This is a genomic window from Paenibacillus sp. UMB4589-SE434, assembly GCF_030226685.1.
GTDB lineage: Bacteria > Bacillota > Bacilli > Paenibacillales > Paenibacillaceae > Paenibacillus_B.
Genome location: NZ_JASOYK010000002.1, coordinates 409,186 through 424,105, shown reverse-complemented (window position 1 = coordinate 424,105; position 14,920 = coordinate 409,186). Strand labels below are relative to the sequence as shown.

The window sequence follows — 14,920 nt, the reverse complement described above, 5'->3', positions numbered from 1 at the left end:
ATAACGTGAAATTAATAACGGTGTCAAGTATTTCAAAATAGTTATTTAAAAAGCTCCACTTATTCTCTTTTTTCATTGTTAACTTTACCTTTGAAACCTTGCCTTTCTTTCGTTTAAAATAAAATTACATCGGATCTATGACGATAAGGGGATGACATACCATGAAACAACCGATGATTTGGATCGTCGGCGCAGGCTGCGGTATCGGACTAGGCATCGCCAAGACTTTTGGCAAACGCGGCTATTTGCCGATTCTGATTACACGCGAGGAATCACTACTCCAAGATATGAAACAAGCACTAATTGAACAAAACGTGACTGCCCAAGGAACTGTTGCTTATGCTGGAGACGAAACCTCTCTACGCAATGCGTTACACCAGTTGGAGCAGCAGTATGGGGTACCTGACGTGCTCATATACAACGCATCAGCCCACACGCCAGGCTATCCTTCTGAAGTCGCTCCTAGCGACATGTTGGCTGATCTGCAAGTAAATGTTATAGGCGCGCTTACAGCTGCTCAATGCGTGCTCTCAGGCATGCGTACACGCGGCACAGGCTCCATTCTATTCACTGGTGGTGGACAAGCCATTCACCCGACAGCTACACTTGCTTCACTCGGCGTAGGTAAGTCCAGTATTCGTAATCTTGCTTTAAGCTTACATGATGAGCTGAAGAACTACGGCCTTTATGCGGGTACACTTACGATTAGCGGATTTGTACAACCAGGTACCGCCTTCAGCCCTGATATGATTGGCGAGGCTTTCTACTGTATGCATCAGAAGAAGACTGAAGCCGAAGTAATAATTACACCCTAGACAAGCAGCAAAGGATCGGATGGAGCAGCAGCTCCTCCGGTTTTTTTGATGTTGCAGCTGCTGTTGAACATAACATCCATCTTTGAGCGGTCACAAGCAAATAAACGATAGTACATAAAATAGTTTTATTTAAAATTTTTATTTACCACTTGCAATTATTTTCACAATGATTATAATAAGGATCAAGCACACATTGTGATATACATCACATAGATTGCTTTCCTTTATGACACAGATAGTGAATGTATTCACTTTCACTATATTAAATTCTTTTACCTACACCAAATGTACTTACCCTTAGGAGGTTATTAAGATGAAAATTGCCGTTATTGGATGTACACATGCTGGAACAGCTGCTATCGTACAAGCTGCTAAACGTTATCCCGATGCTGTTATCACGGTCTATGAGCGAAATGATAATATATCGTTTCTATCCTGTGGTATTGCTTTAAATGTGGGTGGGGTCGTCCCTGATGCGGATAAACTATTCTACTCTTCTCCCGAGGCACTTCGTCAACTTGGAGTGACCACCCATATGAAGCATGATGTCACTGCGCTGGATTTGGACGCTCGTACATTGACCGCTCGCAATCTAGATAATGGAGCCGTCATAGAAGATTCGTTCGACAAGTTAATAATTACAACTGGCTCGTGGCCGATCGTTCCTCGATTTGAAGGTGCTGAGTTGAACAATATATTACTCTGTAAAAATTATAATCATTCGCAAACCATTATCGAAAAAGCAAAAGACGCGACCAATATTGTTGTAATTGGTGCTGGTTACATTGGGATTGAGCTTGTTGAAGCGTTTGAAGAAAACGGAAAACACGTTACGCTAATCGATATGACAGATCGGATCATGGCCAAGTATTTGGACGTGGAATTTACAACGCCTGTAGAGAAGTCATTTCAGGAGCGCGGAGTCGTACTAGCCCTTGGTGAGACCGTGCAACGATTCAATGGAAATAACGGATCTGTCAGCAGCGTAGTTACAGACAAAGGAGAATACTCTGCTGATCTGGTTATTCTGTGCATCGGATTCAAACCAAACACAGAATTTATGCGCGGCAAATTAGATATGCTCGATAATGGAGCTATTATTGTTGACGAGTATATGCGTACCAGCCATCCGCATGTCTTTGCAGCAGGTGACTGTACAGCTGTTCAATATAATCCGACTGAACAGCCCGCTTATATCCCTTTGGCAACCAATGCTGTACGAATGGGCACTATAGCTGCCTGTAATCTGATGACTCCTAGAATTCGTTCCCTTGGAACGCAGGGTACATCCGGTATTAAAATATATGAGCACCATATTGCAACCACAGGGCTCACGGAAGATGCTGCCATACAACAAGGACTAATTGTGGAAACGAGTCTATTGGAAGATCATTATCGTCCAGAGTTTATGCCTACAACAGAACCATTAAAGTTAAAGCTGGTGTTTGAACAAGGCTCACGACGTATTCTAGGCGCACAGCTCAGCTCGACAATTGATCTAACAGCTGCAATTAACACGATGTCGGTGTGTATTCAGAATCGTATGACTGTAGATGAGCTTGCCGTCGTGGATTTCTTCTTCCAGCCGCACTTCAACAAACCATGGAATTATTTAAACGCAGTGGCTTTACAGACTTGGAACGCATAACTTACGTCACAATCGACATCATATTATAAAATACGGTTATCATATACAAAAGCAGGCTATCCCAAGGACATGTAACATATCCGAGATAGCCTGCTTCTATTTAAGGAACCTCTTAACCTCGTTCCGATACTTTAATCCGTGTTATAGCACGATGGAGCGACACTTCAGCACGACGGAAATCAACATGATCCTGCTTGCTGCGTTCTGCCATGGCAATACGCTGCTCAGCACGGGCCTTCGCTGCTTTCGCACGCTCAACGTCAATGTTCTCTGGTAATTCTGCACTTTCCGCAAGGACAACCACTTTGTCTTTGCGTACTTCCACAAACCCACCATGAACAGCAATCCAATGCTCTTGACCACCGAACTTGATCTTCATTGGTGCGATATCAAGCGGAGTGACCATCGGAATATGACCTGCCAAGATGCCGAGATCCCCTTCAACGCCTTTAACGCTGACCATGTCAACCTCTTGCGCAAATACTTTGCGCTCAGGCGTGACAATTTCTAATAAAAAGGTACTCAACTGCGGTTCCCTCCTTCCGTTCTGCTTATCCTATCGATAAAGCAGACCGTATCACGTCAAGCCGCTTTACAGCGTCTTCGCTTTTTCCACAGCTTCTTCAATAACACCAACGAACAAGAAGGCTGCTTCTGGAAGATCATCATGTTTGCCTTCCAAAATTTCTTTGAAGCTGCGAACCGTTTCTTTAACAGGAACATATTTACCAGAGAGACCTGTGAATGGCTCAGCAACGTGGAACGGCTGCGACAAGAAGCGTTGAATCTTACGCGCACGCGCAACAGTCAACTTATCTTCTTCAGACAACTCGTCCATACCCAAGATATTAATGATATCTTGAAGCTCTTTGTAACGCTGCAGCAAACGCTTAACGCCTTGTGCTACGTTATAGTGTTCTTCACCAACGATGTCTGGCGCAAGGATACGGGAAGAAGAAGCGAGTGGATCTACCGCTGGGAAGATACCCATCTCGGAGATCTTACGCTCCAAGTTCGTCGTTGCATCCAAGTGAGCAAACGTTGTAGCTGGAGCCGGATCCGTATAGTCATCCGCAGGAACATAAATCGCTTGGATCGACGTAACAGAACCTTTCTTCGTTGACGTAATACGCTCTTGTAATTGACCCATTTCTGTTGCCAATGTTGGCTGGTAACCTACCGCGGACGGCATACGTCCGAGCAAAGCGGATACCTCAGAACCCGCTTGAGTAAAGCGGAAGATGTTGTCGATAAAGAGAAGTACGTCTTTGCCTTCTTCATCACGGAAGTATTCCGCCATGGTAAGGCCTGTCAGGGCTACGCGAAGACGTGCGCCAGGAGGCTCGTTCATCTGACCGAACACCATTGCTGTCTTGTTAATAACGCCTGAATCTTTCATCTCATGATACAAGTCGTTACCTTCACGAGTACGCTCACCAACACCCGCAAATACGGAGATACCGCCGTGCTCTTGTGCGATGTTGTTGATCAATTCCTGAATCGTAACGGTCTTACCAACGCCTGCACCACCGAACAAGCCGATTTTACCGCCTTTTGCGTAAGGTGCAAGCAAGTCGATAACCTTAATTCCCGTTTCCAGAATCTCCGCTTGTGTCGATAATTCATCGAATTTGGGAGCTTCACGGTGAATTGGGCTCGTGTGCTCATTGGCTACCGCACCCGCATTGTCAATAGGGTTGCCCAATACGTTAAATACGCGTCCCAATGTCGCGCTGCCTACAGGCACCGAAATTGGAGTGCCTTGGTCCACTGCTTCCATGCCACGCACCATACCATCCGTGGAAGACATCGCTACACAACGAACGATATTATCGCCCAAATGTACCGATACTTCCAACGTCAAGTTGATGTCAGGCGCGCCAGGAGTGGTCGATTTTTGTTCAACCTTAACCGCGTTTAAAATTTCCGGAAGTTGACCACGTTCGAACTCAATGTCGACAACCGGACCCGTAACGCTAATAACGCGTCCTTTATTCATCTCGTTCCCTCCTCTGATGACCTTGATAAGCTGCTTAGCCTTATCAATTCATCCTACTGAAAACATCCACTTTATCCGAATTAGCCTTGAGCGTTAGCCCCAGCTACGATCTCCGAAATCTCTTGCGTAATGGCGGCTTGACGTGCACGGTTGTATGTCAAAGTCAGCCCCGATATCATATCGGATGCATTCTTTGTCGCACTTCCCATTGCCGTCATTTTAGCCCCAAACTCACTCGCCTTTGCGTCCAATACAGCACTGAATATAAGCGTCTCTGCGTATTTAGGCAATAAATGCTCCAATACCACTTCAGGAGACGGCTCGAATTCATAAGCAGCAGTTGGCGCGTTCGTATGAGCGCCAGTCCCATCGTCTTCCAACGGAAGCAATCGTTTCTCCGTTGGCACTTGCGTGAGGGCATTGACAAATTGGTTGTAGAACAAGTTCAATTCGTCGTATTGTTCTTCTTCGAAATATTTAACCGCCTTATAAGCAATCGTCTTAACGTCCGCAAATGTTGGCGCGTCTGGTACTTCTGTCACTTCCGCTACGATCGGCAATCCCCGACGACGGAAATAATCACGACCTTTGCGTCCGATTACAAACAATACAAACTCATCATTGGAACGATGACGTTCGCGAATCGTCTGCGTGACCATACGAAGAACGTTTGCATTATAACCGCCTGCAAGACCGCGGTCTGAGGTGATTACAAGGTAACCCGTTTTCTTCACTGGACGCTTGACGAGCATTGGATGAGTAATGCCTTTTGTACCTGAAGCGATGCTGGCAACAACCTCTTTGAGCTTATCCGCATACGGACGAGCTGCTTGAGCTTGCTCCTCAGCACGGCGCAGCTTCGCAGCCGCCACCATCTCCATCGCCTTTGTAATTTGCTTCGTACTTTGAATGCTCTTGATCTGGCGTTTAATATCGCGCATCCCTTTAGCCATTAACGTTTCACCTGCCTTGTACGCTTTGCGTGAGGCAAAGCAAACTTCTTCGCTCTTGAACGTTGTGTGCCGGGACGCTTATCGCGTACCCGGCCCACTATCTATACATCATTAAGCCGTTACAGCAAAGCCCTTCTTGAACTTCGTCACTGCTTCCACCAATGCTTCTTCTGTTTCCTTGGACAGATCCTTCGTATCACGAATGGATTGGAAGATCGTCTCGTAGTTGGAACCTACGTAATCCAAGAACTCATGCTCAAAACGAGTTACGTCTTGAACCGGAATTTCATCGATGTGGCCTTTTGTAGCTACATAAAGGCTGACTACTTGTTTCTCAACTGGCAGCGGTTGGTGAACACCCTGTTTAAGGATCTCCATCAGACGCGCACCGCGGTTCAAACGCGCAAGCGTGGACTTATCCAAGTCCGAGCCGAACTGTGCGAACGCTTGAAGTTCACGATATTGAGCCAAGTCCAGACGCAGTGTACCTGCAACTTTTTTCATGGCTTTAATTTGCGCTGAGCCACCTACACGGGATACGGAGATACCAACGTTAATCGCTGGACGTTGTCCGGAGTAGAACAAGTCAGACTCCAAGAAGATCTGGCCATCTGTAATGGAAATTACGTTTGTCGGAATGTATGCCGATACGTCAGATGCTTGTGTCTCGATAAATGGCAAGGCAGTCAATGAACCGCCGCCATTCTCGTCGCTCAGCTTCGCTGCACGCTCCAGCAAACGGGAGTGCAGGTAGAATACGTCACCTGGATAGGCTTCGCGGCCCGGAGGACGACGGAGCAGCAAGGACAATTCACGATATGCTGCCGCTTGTTTTGTCAAATCATCGTAAATGACGAGAACGTGCTCGCCCTTATACATGAAGTACTCACCCATTGCACATCCTGCATAAGGAGCCAAGAACAACAATGGAGACGGCTCAGATGCCGCAGCAGTAACTACAATGGTATAATCCAAAGCGCCATGGCGACGCAGTGTTTCTACAACCTGTGCAACTGTCGATTGTTTCTGACCAATCGCAACGTAGATACACTTCACACCGTTGCCCTTTTGGTTCAGGATCGTGTCAATTGCAATTGCCGTTTTACCCGTTTGACGGTCACCGATAATCAATTCACGTTGTCCACGGCCGATTGGTACCATCGCGTCAATCGCTTTGATCCCTGTTTGCATTGGCTCGTGAACCGATTTACGGTCGATAACGCCTGGTGCGTTAGCTTCAATCGGACGGAATTCTGTAGTCTCAATTGGACCTTTACCGTCAAGCGGATGGCCCAATGGACTTACGACGCGACCAAGCAATGCTTCGCCGACAGGAACTTCCATGATGCGTCCTGTTCTTTTAACTTGGTCACCTTCGCGAATATCTTTGTATGGTCCAAGAATAACGATACCTACGTTATTCTCTTCCAAGTTCAGCGCCATACCCATAACGCCGTTAGAGAATTCAAGCAATTCGCCCTGCATACATTGCTCTAAACCGTGAACGCGAGCAATACCGTCACCTACTTGAATGACTGTACCGACTTCCGCCACTTCGATTTCGGATTTGTATTTCTCGATTTGACTTTTAATCAGCGTGCTGATTTCATCAGGTCTAATGCTCAATTCGCTTCACCCCATTCTATACCGTACTGTATATGTTACCGTGCATCGGACTTTAAAGACTTCTCCATACGTTCAAGCTTGCCTGACAAGCTCCCATCAAACAAACGATCGCCAATACGAACCTGTATACCGCCGATAATCGACGGGTCAACCACATTGTGTACACGAATCGTTCTGTTCACTTTGCGACCAAAAGATGCCGCTACATCCTGCTGCTCCGCTTCGCTAAGCGCAACTGCTGAAGTAACAATTGCGTCTGCAGTGCCGAGAGCCTCACCGGCAATGTGGACATAACTTGCTAACACATCACCCAATATATTGATGCGTCCGCGTTCTACGAGCAATTGGATTGTGTTAACTACGTTCTCGGACACATGTCCTTGAAATGCGCTGTTCAACACTTCCTTCTTGCCCTTTACATCTATGTTCGGTGTCGTAAGCAGCAACTCCAGCTCATGACTGGACTCAATGGCCTGCACGACATATTTAAGCTGTTGCTCCGTCTCAGAAACGGATTGATGCTCCAAAGCCAATTGAAACAGAGCCTTCGCATAACGTTTAGCAACTACTGTATCTTGGCTCATTATTGTTTGCCCCCTACCTCTTTCAGGTATTGGTCAACCAATTCGGATTGGTCTTTCTCATCCACTTGTTTCTCCAAGATCTTGGAAGCGATTGCTACAGACATGCTGCTAACTTCATTGCGAAGCGCTTCAACCGCTTTGTTCTTCTCGCTTACGATATCGCGTGCCGCTTCTTCTTTCAAACGAATAGTTTCGTTTTTAGCTTGGGCGATAATATCGTCAGCTTGACGAACACTGGTTTGTTTTGCTTGGTCAATAATGTCGTAAGCGTCTTTGCGTGCAGTAGCCAAAGCTTGTTTCTGCTCGTCTACGAATGCCTGCGCTTGAGTGCGGCTGTTCGCAGCTTCATCCAGTTGCTGCTTCACCAGCTCACGTCGTTTTTCCATGACGCTGAACAAAGGTCCAAAAGCATACTTGGATAGCAAAAGAAATAGGATAAGGAATGCGACCATCGAGATCACAATATTTTCCCAAAGAATGCTCAAATCAAGTCACTCCTTTCTGAAGCGTGTAAACTTGGGTCCGACTTATAAAATCATCACGTTACGTGTCATACTCAATGTAAAAGGAAGGCGCGGATGGCCGTAGCCTTCCCCGCCAATGTCCATACCTGTAATTATTAAGCTTTTCCGAAGAACAAGAATGCCATTACGACACCGATAATCGGAAGAACCTCTACCAGACCTACCCCGATAAACATCGTTGTTTGAAGTGTGGATTTCGCTTCAGGCTGACGAGCGATACCTTCTACTGTCTTACTAACGATCAAACCGTTACCAATACCTGCACCGAGTGCACCCAAACCTACTGCAATACCAGCTGCTAATAACGCCATAGCTCCCATTGATATATCCTCCTTAAAATTAAATACTGAAATTTTGTATGATTATGCAATCAGCTATACGGTTATCTAATACACGTAAGCATAATTGATAGTTAATGTTCGTCGTGTGTCTCGATCATCTGGCCGATATATACCATCGTCAGAATCGTAAAGACAAACGCTTGGATTGCTCCAATGAATATACTGAAGCCTTGCCATGCTACCAACCCTGGAATACCCCAGGCTCCTGCGCCAAGAAGTACGGTTATCAATACTTCACCTGCATAGATGTTGGCGTATAGACGCATACCATGCGTTAAAGGCTTAGCTAGAGTCTCGATCAAGTTGATCGGTAGGAAGACAACATAAGGCTGCACATAGTGCTTGAAGTATCCTTTAGTATTCTTCACCAACCCAAGGTAGTGGCAAAGGATAAAGATAACAATTGCCAGTCCCATCGTTACAGATGCATCAGCTGTTGGCGATTTCCACCAGAGAAGTTCTGCGTGCGCTTCTTTGCCTTCTGCTGCTAATTGGTTGAAGTGCGCAGTGCTTGTCGCTTCAATAACCTGTCCAAACACTTTCGCGTCTGCGTGATGATGTTCGGTAACCACCGAGAAGGGCAGCCCTAGCAAGTTGCTGACGAAAATGAATAAGATCAAGGTCATACCAAGTGACACAAACGCTTTGCCTTTCTTCCAATCCATTGTACTGGAGATCAGCCCCTGAACGAACTCAACGACCCATTCCATAAAGTTCTGCAGTTTCCCCGGGTTCTCAACTGATAGATTACGTGTCGCCACAATAGCGAGAACGAATACAATCAGTGAACTTACGAGAAGCATTAAAACTACAGAAAGGTCGAGATGAAATCCGCCCAAATTAATAATTGGTGATTCATGCATGTTTCTCACCCCTTTCTCAGATGAAACGTCACTTTTGTCTACGCGAGACAGCCGCCCCTATAAATAACAAAGCAAACTGCGCTAAAAACAAACCCGCTACCGCTGAATAAAGATTAATGCCTGGCACTCGTAAAGCAACAATGACTACCAATACCGCCATTGCAGCACGAGAAGCAAAGCCCAAACTCATTCTCTTCACTGTACCACCTTCCATCAATTCTGAAAACTTACGCATCTTCATTGATAGTAAGGAAGCATTTATATAGCTAGCACTTGATCCCAGAATAAGACCAAGCGATATGCTGCGGAAAGACGGGACGAACGCCCAAACCATGAAGCAAGCGGCTAAAAACAACAACGTCACTCTTAACAATACTTTCAGGTGGGTTGTAATTTCATCCATCCGCTTCCCCCATAACCTTATTAATAAGTATGATGATACTCAGAATACCTGCTAGTACCCCGAGCAGCACACCTGATGCCACCCATAAATCAGATCCTCCTAGCTGATCTTTCAACCAAGAGCCAAGATAATAGCCTCCAACCGTGCATAACGAAATATCGACACCAATCGCACTGACTAAGCCGACTGCTGACCAAGGAGTCCCTTTACCTCGCGGTTTTGACGGTCTAACCATGTCCATCACCCTTTTAATCCCAATTCATTGTAAGAAACCCTCACAAAATTGTCAATTCAATAATTTGTTAGATTTTGGTGATGGAAGTCAATCTTTCACGAATCCGCTATTGTCTGACTTCACACAAACCGTACAGTGTCACTGTATGCTGTGGAATATCAAGGCTAGAAGGTCTTTTAAGACTCATTTGTGAACGTTGTGTGAAATGAATCTGGACGTTCCGTTTTCAAGCCAAAACTATGAAGAATCGCACTGACAATACGTTCCGATGCTTTGCCGTCGCCATAAGGATTAGCTGCTTTGCTCATACGAGCATACGTTGTTTCATCCTGCAGCAGCGCCTTTGAACGCTCATACACTTGAGCTTCATCAGTACCTACCAATTCTAACGTTCCAGCCTCGATGCCTTCCGGTCGTTCGGTAGTTTCACGAAGCACGAGCACAGGTATGCCAAAAGACGGTGCTTCCTCTTGAAGTCCGCCTGAATCGGTCAATATGAGATGAGTATGCGGGTAGAAGTTATGCAAATCCACTACATCAAGCGGTTCAATCAGCTTAATGCGGGGATGGTTCCCTAGCATCTCGTGGGCCGGTTCGCGTACAGCTGGGCTTGGATGCACCGGATACACAATCGCTACATCTTCGAACTCGTCCGCTATGCGGCGAACAGCACGGAAGATATTCCGGTGAGGCTCGCCTTGAGATTCACGACGATGCGCCGTCATGAGGATCAGGCGTTTCCCTTGAGCCCAGTCTAACACTTCATGTTGATAATCGGAACGTACTGTATATTGAAACACATCCGTTACAGTGTTGCCTGTGATATATATCGATGAATCTTTTTTGTTTTCTTGTCTTAAGTTGTTCGCCGACCATTCGGTAGGTGAAAAATGTAAATCAGCGATAACACCTGTAAGCTGGCGATTCATTTCTTCTGGGAAAGGCGATTGCTTGTTCCATGTACGCAAGCCAGCTTCTACATGCCCCACTTGAATCTGCTGCATAAACGCGGCATAGCTCGCCAGAAACGTTGTAAGCGTGTCTCCGTGCACCAGTACGATATCCGGCTTCGCCTCTTCAAGTACAGGTTGCAAGCCTTGCAACACTCGTATCGTAATATCATTTAACGATTGACGTTGCTGCATAATGTCCAAATCATAATCAGGTTTGATGTCAAATACTTCCAATACCTGATCCAACATTTGGCGATGTTGAGCAGTCACACATACCACCGATTCGATCTGATCCGGGTGCTTTTGCAGCTCCAAAATGAGCGGAGCCATCTTAATTGCCTCTGGTCGGACGCCAAAAATCGTCATCACTTTTACTTTACGCATGTGTAAATCCTCCATCAAATGGTAGTCTATGCCAGCCTGGCTGCCGTAAGTACGGCAGCCAGGCTAGGCATACTCTAGTTATTATTTCGTACCGAACAATCGATCTCCAGCATCTCCGAGACCTGGTACTATGTAACCGTGGTCATCTAGGCGCTCGTCCAGTGCAGCCAAGTAAATATCAACATCTGGATGTGCTTCTTGTACCGCCTTTACCCCTTCAGGCGCTGCGATCAGACACATTAGTTTGATTTGAGTACATTGGCGTTTCTTAAGTACATCAATGGCTGCAATTGCTGAACCCCCTGTGGCCAGCATAGGATCAATGACGATAAGTTGACGCTCTTGAACGTCCGTAGGCAGCTTTGTATAATACTCTACTGGCATTAACGTTTCCGGGTCACGGAACAAACCGACATGCCCGATTTTGGCACCTGGAATCAGCTTAACTACACCTTCTACCATACCTAGACCAGCACGGAGAATCGGAATAAGCCCGAGCATCCGTCCAGATATGACTTTACATTCTGTTGTAGCTACAGGCGTCTCTACAGTGATGGTATCCAGCTTGAGCTCACGTGTAATTTCGTACGCCATGAGTGTTGCCACTTCGTCCACAAGTTCACGAAAATCTTTCGTATTCGTGCGCTTGTCACGAATTAAGGTTACTTTGTGCTGAATTAAAGGATGATCGCAAATGACTAATTTGCCCATACAATTATGTCCCTCCGCTATTTACTCTCATTGATGACTGATGATTTGATTCGTACAAACAGGCTCTATTATAACATTCATCGGCAGGAACTGCACATGATCGCTTCTCTTTAAGCAAGCTACACCTCATGTTGTTCACACTTCGTCAACACTTATGTCCCCTTCATCCGTACCATATATTTGTAAGCAAACCTGAGACTGCTTATACATTTGCGTACAAAAGAACTATTGGGAACGCTAAAAATGCTAGCCCGCTGGAACTATTAGTCCGAAGAACCACATCCTGCGCCGCATGAGGAAGAACTGCCTCCACCGTCAGAAGAACTGCAATCAGAGCTGCTATAATCACTGCTGCACCCAGAACTTGAACAATTCGAATTATGCCGCTTATCGCTTTCTGACACATCCTCCGTAATAATTGAACGATCCATACGCTCGTTATGCTCTATCGCAGCTGCCACCTCTTCATAGTGGTCAAAAGTCATATAAGATCCTACCACCATTAAAAGTGAAGAGCTGTACCATAAATGATCATAACTCGCATTCGCGGGACACTCCGCCTCACTTCTATCTCCATATAAAGAGTCTGAACCTGAGCGTATCCTGATCTGATCCATATCAGGTACCTTTGTCGTGCTCTTGGCTTGTGTCACTTGATCCTTTGCTCGCTGTATTAAGAATCGAATCGCACTTAAAACTTCTGGGTATCGTTCAGCAGTATCTCGGCGGAATACGTGATCCAACAGTTCATCTTCCGAATCCTCGGCCAACTGCTCCAAAAGTTCCGGCTCAAGCGGATGACGGAAAAATGCACCCCATAGCATCCGTGTATAAGGCGTAGGCCCAAACAATTGACTATAAACCCAATCAAACCATGCCCGCAGACCAGGAGTCGGCGTAGTTTCTGGCGCCGGCTGGTGGTGTATCTTAACACCGATATACCGTGCTGACCATTGGTCATAATCAGAGGTGAACATAAGCATCTCATGCCACATTTCATCTATTTTACGACTAAACATCGGGGCTTCCTTGAGCACAGCGCAGAGAATAAAATAACGATCTAATTCTAGCTTTCGCCAACCGTATTCCTCGTCTGTTATATTCGTATTGTCAGCTAGTACTCTTAGTTTTAACCTCTCCTCATATGTAGAGTACCAGCTCCGCTCATACCGAAGCACTAATGGGTAGACTGGGTCATCCACGCTGCTGCCCAGATGTTCCGGTGCGCGACCCGTAAATACATTATTTCGAGTGCGTGATCTTGCTGAGCGTGCACTACCTGGACGTCTGGATCTATCATTCCTGTATTTACTGGCACCTTTTCCTCCTAAGAGGATAATACCTAATACAGCCCCCACGACTAGAACTAAAGCCACATATCCCATTTCTAATCCCCCCGCGAGTTTAGATCCAATTCTATTGGCTTGCATATTAACGGAGCTCTTTCTGGTGCACAACCTTTAGCGGCTACATTATCTTTTAATCCATACGCTGTCAATTGAAAAATAGTTCCTTTGTTCCGTCACAAACTAAACTACTAGAGGGAAGTACATAAACCCATAGTAAAACGGGCTGACCCACTGCCATGTGTATGGCGATTGGGTCAGCCCTTGATGGTATACAATCAATTAATACTTCAGCTCGGGATACAAAGGATATTGATCCGTCAAGGCTCGCACCATTCCACGAGCTTCGCTTAATATAGCCTCATCGGTCGGATTTTTAAGCGTCAGAGCAATAATTTCGCCAATCTTCGTCATCGCGGGCTCATCCATACCGCGTGAAGTAGCCGCAGGTGTACCAATTCGAATGCCACTCGTTACAAATGGACTTGTAGGATCAAATGGAATTGCATTTTTATTCACAGTGATACCTACCGAATCCAGCACTTTTTCGGCATCTTTACCTGTAATGTTAATGTTGCGCGTATCAATAAGCATCAAGTGATTGTCCGTTCCGCCTGACACAAGGTTCAGTCCTTGGGCCACGAGGGATTCAGCCAACACTTGTGCATTCTTAACCACTTGCTCCGCATAAGTCTTAAATGAAGGCTGAAGTGCTTCACCAAGTGCTACTGCTTTGGATGCAATCACATGCATCAGCGGGCCACCTTGCGTACCAGGGAATACCGCTTTGTCAATTGCCTGTGCCCATGCCTTACGACACAAGATCATACCTCCACGTGGTCCACGAAGCGTCTTATGTGTCGTCGTCGTTACAAAGTGTGCATGAGGTACTGGACTTGGATGTAAACCAGCAGCTACAAGACCTGCAATGTGAGCCATGTCTACCATAAACAAGGCACCTACATCATTAGCGATAGCAGCAAGCTTCTCAAAATCGATTACACGCGGATATGCACTGGCTCCTGCTACTATCATCTTAGGGCGGTGTTTGAACGCGGCTTTGCGAACATCATCATAGTCGATACGGAATGTTTCTTCGTTAACACCATAGGCTACGAAGTTGTACAGCAAGCCGGACGCATTAACGGGACTGCCGTGCGTGAGATGACCGCCATGCGCCAGGTTCATACCAAGAACCGTATCACCCGGTTGAAGTGCAGCCAGATATACAGCCATGTTGGCTTGAGCACCGGAATGCGGCTGGACGTTTACATGTTCAGCACCAAACAGCTCTTTTGCGCGATCACGTGCGATATCTTCTACGATATCTACATGCTCACATCCACCGTAATAACGGCGGCCCGGATAACCCTCTGCGTATTTGTTAGTCAATACCGTACCCATCGCTTCAATTACTGCTTCACTAACAATATTCTCGGATGCGATAAGCTCAATGTTGTGGCGTTGACGTTGAAGCTCCAAATTCATAGCTTCCAATACGGCTGGATCTTGCTGTCTCAATTGTTCAACCATAA

Annotated in this window: 16 protein-coding genes; 2 read left to right on the top strand and 14 right to left on the bottom strand. The window is 46.1% G+C overall.

Annotated elements, in window-relative coordinates; translation table 11 throughout:
- Positions 1–161 precede the first annotated feature (161 nt).
- On the top strand, positions 162–815 hold the full coding sequence (locus tag QP775_RS12050; protein WP_239328837.1) for an SDR family NAD(P)-dependent oxidoreductase: 654 nt from the start codon (positions 162–164) through the stop codon (positions 813–815).
- A gap of 313 nt (positions 816–1,128) precedes the next feature.
- Positions 1,129–2,463, top strand: coding sequence for an FAD-dependent oxidoreductase (locus QP775_RS12045; protein WP_285106266.1), 1,335 nt, complete (start codon positions 1,129–1,131; stop codon positions 2,461–2,463).
- Between the two features lie 112 nt (positions 2,464–2,575).
- Here QP775_RS12045 and QP775_RS12040 read toward each other — a convergent pair whose 3' ends face one another.
- From QP775_RS12040 to QP775_RS11975, 14 genes are all read right to left on the bottom strand, one after another.
- Positions 2,576–2,989 (bottom strand): F0F1 ATP synthase subunit epsilon, encoded by a 414-nt coding sequence (locus QP775_RS12040; protein ID WP_028543914.1) that lies wholly within the window; start codon positions 2,987–2,989, stop codon positions 2,576–2,578.
- Between the two features lie 66 nt (positions 2,990–3,055).
- Positions 3,056–4,462 (bottom strand): F0F1 ATP synthase subunit beta, encoded by a 1,407-nt coding sequence (atpD, locus tag QP775_RS12035; RefSeq protein WP_028543913.1) that lies wholly within the window; start codon positions 4,460–4,462, stop codon positions 3,056–3,058.
- A gap of 80 nt (positions 4,463–4,542) precedes the next feature.
- Entirely contained in the window at positions 4,543–5,415 is an 873-nt protein-coding gene (atpG, locus tag QP775_RS12030) for an ATP synthase F1 subunit gamma (RefSeq protein ID WP_239328839.1), read from the bottom strand.
- Positions 5,416–5,526: 111 nt separating this feature from the next.
- Positions 5,527–7,041: a F0F1 ATP synthase subunit alpha gene (gene atpA, locus QP775_RS12025; protein WP_285106263.1), complete on the bottom strand. Its 1,515-nt coding sequence runs from the start codon at positions 7,039–7,041 to the stop codon at positions 5,527–5,529.
- Positions 7,042–7,076: 35 nt separating this feature from the next.
- Positions 7,077–7,625: a F0F1 ATP synthase subunit delta gene (locus tag QP775_RS12020; protein ID WP_239328841.1), complete on the bottom strand. Its 549-nt coding sequence runs from the start codon at positions 7,623–7,625 to the stop codon at positions 7,077–7,079.
- Positions 7,625–8,110: a F0F1 ATP synthase subunit B gene (atpF, locus tag QP775_RS12015; protein ID WP_239328842.1), complete on the bottom strand. Its 486-nt coding sequence runs from the start codon at positions 8,108–8,110 to the stop codon at positions 7,625–7,627. Before atpF ends, QP775_RS12020 begins: the two co-directional genes overlap by 1 nt.
- Positions 8,111–8,244: 134 nt before the next feature.
- Positions 8,245–8,469 (bottom strand): F0F1 ATP synthase subunit C, encoded by a 225-nt coding sequence (gene atpE, locus QP775_RS12010; protein ID WP_028543908.1) that lies wholly within the window; start codon positions 8,467–8,469, stop codon positions 8,245–8,247.
- A 92-nt stretch (positions 8,470–8,561) separates the two neighbouring features.
- Positions 8,562–9,353, bottom strand: a complete 792-nt coding sequence (gene atpB, locus QP775_RS12005) for a F0F1 ATP synthase subunit A (RefSeq protein WP_239328843.1) — start codon at positions 9,351–9,353, stop codon at positions 8,562–8,564.
- 28 nt (positions 9,354–9,381) lie between these two features.
- A complete protein-coding gene (locus QP775_RS12000; RefSeq protein WP_285106259.1) occupies positions 9,382–9,756 on the bottom strand; it encodes an ATP synthase subunit I in 375 nt (124 codons plus the stop codon).
- A complete protein-coding gene (locus QP775_RS11995; RefSeq protein WP_239328845.1) occupies positions 9,749–9,991 on the bottom strand; it encodes an AtpZ/AtpI family protein in 243 nt (80 codons plus the stop codon). The genes QP775_RS12000 and QP775_RS11995 overlap by 8 nt, the downstream gene beginning before the upstream one ends.
- A 176-nt stretch (positions 9,992–10,167) precedes the next feature.
- Positions 10,168–11,328 carry a non-hydrolyzing UDP-N-acetylglucosamine 2-epimerase gene (gene wecB, locus QP775_RS11990; protein WP_285106256.1) on the bottom strand — a complete coding sequence of 387 codons (1,161 nt, stop codon included), beginning with the start codon at positions 11,326–11,328 and terminating at the stop codon, positions 10,168–10,170.
- Between the two features lie 81 nt (positions 11,329–11,409).
- Positions 11,410–12,039 carry a uracil phosphoribosyltransferase gene (gene upp / locus QP775_RS11985; RefSeq protein ID WP_239328847.1) on the bottom strand — a complete coding sequence of 210 codons (630 nt, stop codon included), beginning with the start codon at positions 12,037–12,039 and terminating at the stop codon, positions 11,410–11,412.
- Positions 12,040–12,302: 263 nt separating this feature from the next.
- Complete coding sequence (locus QP775_RS11980; protein WP_239328848.1) at positions 12,303–13,424, bottom strand: glycine-rich domain-containing protein; 1,122 nt, start codon at positions 13,422–13,424, stop codon at positions 12,303–12,305.
- A 243-nt stretch (positions 13,425–13,667) separates the two neighbouring features.
- The gene (locus tag QP775_RS11975; RefSeq protein ID WP_239328849.1) at positions 13,668–14,918 is read right to left on the bottom strand and encodes a serine hydroxymethyltransferase; all 1,251 of its coding nucleotides are present in this window, start codon (positions 14,916–14,918) and stop codon (positions 13,668–13,670) included.
- Positions 14,919–14,920 lie beyond the last annotated feature (2 nt).

Excerpts from the sequence above, each read along its gene's own strand:
- upp (WP_239328847.1), bottom strand. The coding sequence starts at position 12,039 with ATGGGCAAATTAGTCATTTGCGATCATCCTTTAATTCAGCACAAAGTA.
- QP775_RS11975 (WP_239328849.1), bottom strand. The coding sequence starts at position 14,918 with ATGGTTGAACAATTGAGACAGCAAGATCCAGCCGTATTGGAAGCTATG.
- QP775_RS11980 (WP_239328848.1), bottom strand. The coding sequence starts at position 13,424 with ATGGGATATGTGGCTTTAGTTCTAGTCGTGGGGGCTGTATTAGGTATT.
- QP775_RS12050 (WP_239328837.1), top strand. The coding sequence starts at position 162 with ATGAAACAACCGATGATTTGGATCGTCGGCGCAGGCTGCGGTATCGGA.
- atpE (WP_028543908.1), bottom strand. The coding sequence starts at position 8,469 with ATGGGAGCTATGGCGTTATTAGCAGCTGGTATTGCAGTAGGTTTGGGT.
- QP775_RS12000 (WP_285106259.1), bottom strand. The coding sequence starts at position 9,756 with ATGGATGAAATTACAACCCACCTGAAAGTATTGTTAAGAGTGACGTTG.
- atpB (WP_239328843.1), bottom strand. The coding sequence starts at position 9,353 with ATGCATGAATCACCAATTATTAATTTGGGCGGATTTCATCTCGACCTT.
- atpD (WP_028543913.1), bottom strand. The coding sequence starts at position 4,462 with ATGAATAAAGGACGCGTTATTAGCGTTACGGGTCCGGTTGTCGACATT.
- QP775_RS12045 (WP_285106266.1), top strand. The coding sequence starts at position 1,129 with ATGAAAATTGCCGTTATTGGATGTACACATGCTGGAACAGCTGCTATC.
- QP775_RS11995 (WP_239328845.1), bottom strand. The coding sequence starts at position 9,991 with ATGGTTAGACCGTCAAAACCGCGAGGTAAAGGGACTCCTTGGTCAGCA.
- atpG (WP_239328839.1), bottom strand. The coding sequence starts at position 5,415 with ATGGCTAAAGGGATGCGCGATATTAAACGCCAGATCAAGAGCATTCAA.
- QP775_RS12020 (WP_239328841.1), bottom strand. The coding sequence starts at position 7,625 with ATGAGCCAAGATACAGTAGTTGCTAAACGTTATGCGAAGGCTCTGTTT.
- wecB (WP_285106256.1), bottom strand. The coding sequence starts at position 11,328 with ATGCGTAAAGTAAAAGTGATGACGATTTTTGGCGTCCGACCAGAGGCA.